Origin of the sequence: Pseudomonas sp. 30_B, assembly GCF_017491605.1 — a bacterium.
GTDB lineage: Bacteria > Pseudomonadota > Gammaproteobacteria > Pseudomonadales > Pseudomonadaceae > Pseudomonas.
Map to the genome: position 1 here is coordinate 1 of NZ_JAFGYY010000302.1, position 460 is coordinate 460.

The window sequence follows — 460 nt, forward strand, 5'->3', positions numbered from 1 at the left end:
GTACAAGCCCGCGCCCGCGCAGTGCCATCTGTTCGGGCAACTCGCGGCCGCCGGCTTCGCGCCGCAGACGCTGCCCAACCACGACGGCCACTTCGACAACTTTCTCCAGTTGATCCGCGAGAACATCGGCGTGCCGAACGCGCCGATGATCCCGGACGCGGACGCGCCCGTCGCGAGGCACGCGTTCGGCGGCTCGGCGGTCAGGGACGACTACGCGACGCTCGCGAACTGGTACGCGAAACGCGGCGCGAGCCCCGGCCCCGTCGCGCTGTACTACAACACGATCAGCCTGCACGACGGCAATCAGCTGACGGGCGGCCGGATGTCGAGCCTCGATTCGTACCCGCTGCGCGCGCGCAAGCTGCTGGACGACTTCGACCGCTTCGCGGATCTCATTGCCGCATCGGGGCGGCGCGCGGTGATCGTGTTCGTGCCCGAGCATGGCGCGGCGCTGCGCGGC

Annotated in this window: 1 protein-coding gene; it reads left to right on the forward strand. The window is 70.2% G+C overall.

All coding sequences use genetic code 11. The annotated features are described in order from the left end of the window. Positions 1-460 (forward strand): cellulose biosynthesis protein BcsG (gene bcsG, locus J5M67_RS28385; protein ID WP_207888670.1); only part of this gene is annotated, 460 nt, incomplete at both ends.